General features: G+C 68.9%; 2 protein-coding genes and 1 pseudogene. 1 reads left to right on the forward strand and 2 read right to left on the reverse strand.

Features of this window, described 5'->3' with window-relative positions:
- The first annotated feature begins 261 nt into the window (after nt 1-261).
- Nucleotides 262-1,209: a prolyl aminopeptidase gene (pip, locus tag VF330_RS10410; protein WP_330851321.1), complete on the forward strand. Its 948-nt coding sequence runs from the start codon at nt 262-264 to the stop codon at nt 1,207-1,209.
- Here pip and VF330_RS10415 read toward each other — a convergent pair.
- Both VF330_RS10415 and VF330_RS10420 read right to left on the reverse strand, forming a co-directional pair.
- Entirely contained in the window at nt 1,206-2,735 is a 1,530-nt protein-coding gene (locus VF330_RS10415) for a tannase/feruloyl esterase family alpha/beta hydrolase (protein WP_330851322.1), read from the reverse strand. The genes pip and VF330_RS10415 overlap by 4 nt on opposite strands.
- A 71-nt stretch (nt 2,736-2,806) precedes the next feature.
- Nucleotides 2,807-3,236, reverse strand: a pseudogene (locus VF330_RS10420) (amino acid transporter); the annotation flags it as partial.

Here is a 3,236-nt window from a genome sequence, read left to right on the forward strand (position 1 = left end):
GGTGTCAACTCGACACGCTTTTCGTCGAGTTGACACCCCTCCTCACGTGTGGCTCGCTCTGCCCCGGCTCGAGACGGGGCCACCCCACCCGAACCGCACCACCCACGCAACAGCAAGCCGCCCAACGAAACAGGCGTGCCATCAACCCACGAACGGCGCCGGCCCGGTCTTTGATCAGCTGGCGGGGTCCGGGGCGGAGCCCCGAGCAGTAAACAGAAACTGACACGCCAAAACCCGCCCACGCACCTACTCTCCACCCCCATGTACGAACAGGTGGAGCCCTACGCCCAGGGCATGCTAGAAGTAGGCGACAACCAGCGAATCCACTGGGAAGCCAGCGGCACCCCGACGGGCAAACCGGCGATCGTCTTCCACGGCGGCCCAGGCTCCGGCCTGAACCCGAGATGGCGCCAGGACTTCGACCCAGCCCACTGGAACCTGATCCTCTGGGACCAACGGGGCTCAGGAAAGAGCACCCCACCGGCAAGTGACCCGTCCACGAACATGGACCACAACACCACCCAGCACCTGATTGACGACGCCGAGAAACTCCGCGAACACCTCGGCGTGGACAAGTGGCTGCTGCTCGGCGGCTCCTGGGGCTCCACCCTGGTCCTGGCCTACGCCATCCAGCACCCGACCAGGGTCAGCGAGATCATCATCCCGGCGGTGACCACCTCCCGCCCGGAGGAGCACGCCTGGATCACCAGGGGCCTGGCGATCTTCTACCCGGACTACTTCGACGCGTTCAGGAACGGCGTCCCGGAGGAGGACAGGGACGGCAACCTGGCCCGCGCCTACAACAAGCTCCTCAACTCACCGGACGCGGCAACCAGGGAGAAGGCGGCCTGGGACTGGAGCAAGTGGGACCTCTCCACCATCACCGGCGGTGACAACGACTTCGAGGGCACCCGGTACGAGGACCCGACCACCCGCTATCAGCTGGCCCGCGTGGTGACCCACTACTGGGGCAACGAGGCCTTCCTCGAACCGGACCACATCTTCGACAACCTCGACAGGCTCGAGGGCATCCCGGGTGTCCTCATTCACGGCCGCAACGACTTCGGCGGCCCCCTCCACACGGCGTGGGAGGTCGCGAAGAGGTGGCCGGACGCCGAACTGGTCATCCTGAACGACGCCGGCCACGTCATCATGGAGGGCAACAGCATGGACAGGGCCATCGCCGCCGCCATCCAGAAGTTCCGCTAGGGAGCCACAGGTCCGGGCCGGTGGTAGAGGTCCTCACCGGCCCACCGGATCCGGTCCTCGAAGCGGAACCCCGGCGCGGCGACGAAGTTCGCCGCGTCGTCGACCGACCCGGAACCGGTGTACCGAGCCCGCAACGGGTACGGGAACACCGGCCGAGTGCGCACAACCGCACCCGTCTGGTCCCGCCCGACGGCCACGACGCGTTCCGGTGCGCGACCGCCCTCGACCCACGACACGAGCCCGGGAAGCGGGTCGAAGTCCGTCAGGGTGTCGCCGCCGGCGCAGTGCCACATCGACGGCACGACGAACAGCCGCGCCCAGTCCGGGGTGCGGCCGCCGGTCAGCCGCTGCCAGTAGTCCAGCGTTCCCTCGAACGGAAGTCCCTGGTCGCCGGCGCCGTGCCAGATGACCAGCTTCCCGCCCGCCTTGCGGAACTCGCGGAAGTCCAGCGACAGCGAGTTGGCCTTCACGGTCTCGACGCTCACGCGCCGCAGCTCGCGGACGGTGAACTCGAACGTCTCCAGCGACGAACCGGGCGTCCCGATCGGGTACACGAGGTTCTTCAGCGCGTTGTCGGCGAGCCCGGCCGAGATGGCCTGGCCGAACTCCGGCGTCGCGTTGAGCCAGAACGTCCACGCGAGCTCCGACCCGTAGGCCTGCCCGCCGGGGTAGAGCCGCGCACCGCGGTCGGACGGCCCCGCGTACAGCCGGCGGACGCGGTCGATCTCGTCGGGAGTCAGCCGCGGCGCGAGCGTGCCCGGGTCGAACGAGCACAGCCGCGGGTCGTCGATCTGCCCGTCCGCCAACCCGTCCAGCCCGTCGCACGCGGCCATCACCGCGTCGTGCAACAGGAAGATCTTCTCGTTCGGGATGGTGTTGCGCGCGATCCACGCCTGGTACCCGATCAGCGCGGAGTAGTAGTTGCCCGGCGCTCCGGCGATGATGCCGTCGAAGTCGTGCGGGTACCGCTGCGCCAGCAGCAGCCCCTCGCGGCCGCCGTTGGAGCACCCGCTGAAGTACGAGTGCGCGGGTGCCCTGCCGTAGAACACCGAGATGATGTGCTTGGACACCTTCGACAACGCGTGCGGCGCCCGGAAGAAGTAGTCGTCGCGGGCCTTCTGGTCGTGAGCGGCCCACGTGGTGTCGAACCCGTTGCCCGGTGGCGTGACCCCGTGGCCGTCGTCGGTCGCCGCCACCGCGGCGGTGCCGAACGCGGGCCCGCACCCCGACGGGAACGCGGGGTCGTCGATGATCCCGCAGAACCCGCCGCACCCGTACTGGAGGTACCGGCCCTGGTAGCCGCGGGTCGGCAGCTTCAGCTGGAACCCGATGCCCGGCTCGATCGTCCCGCGCACGTCGCAGAACTCCGGCTCACCGGCGACGACGGTCGCCGACGCCACGCGGGTCCGCGCGTCCGGGACGTCGAACGAGCGCACGAGATCGGCGCAGGAACGCACCGGGCGGGATCCGGTCGCGGCGACCGCGGGCGAGACCCCGCCGACGAGAATCCCCAGTGCTGCCAACAAGATTGATAGATGACGAAACATGTGGAGCGTCCTTCCCCCTGACACAGGACGTGCAGGGGGAAGTCTCCCAGCTAGCCCACGTGCACGCGTGGGCGCCGGGAAGGATCCTCCTCAGCCGAGCGGATGATCTCCCGTACTACCGGAGGCGTATCCCCGCGCCCGAGGATCAGGTAGCGGAAGAGGTGCCCGAGCGGGTTCCCCTCCGACCACTCGAAGTGTGCGTGCGGGATGACGCCGGTGGAGTCGCGCAACGCCAGCAGGATCGCCGCGATGGCGTTCGGCGCGGCCGGTGCGGAGGCCCGCAGCACGCGGTGACCTTCGACCTCGACCCCGCGCACGCACAGCACGTGGCTGAACGCAGACGGGTCGACGATGTCGATCTCCAGGAAGATCACGTCGGCCGAGCCGGGCACCGGGTTCATGCCGCGCTGCTCGGTCTCCTTCTCGTCGTACTCCGCCTTGTCGCCCGTCTGGCGGCGGTTCGCGATGAACGTGATCCGG

The sequence above is a fragment of the Lentzea sp. genome, assembly GCF_036380075.1.
Lineage (GTDB): Bacteria > Actinomycetota > Actinomycetes > Mycobacteriales > Pseudonocardiaceae > Lentzea.

Bases quoted from the DNA above. Each gene is read 5' to 3' on its own strand.
- pip (WP_330851321.1), top strand. From the start codon at position 262: ATGTACGAACAGGTGGAGCCCTACGCCCAGGGCATGCTAGAAGTAGGC.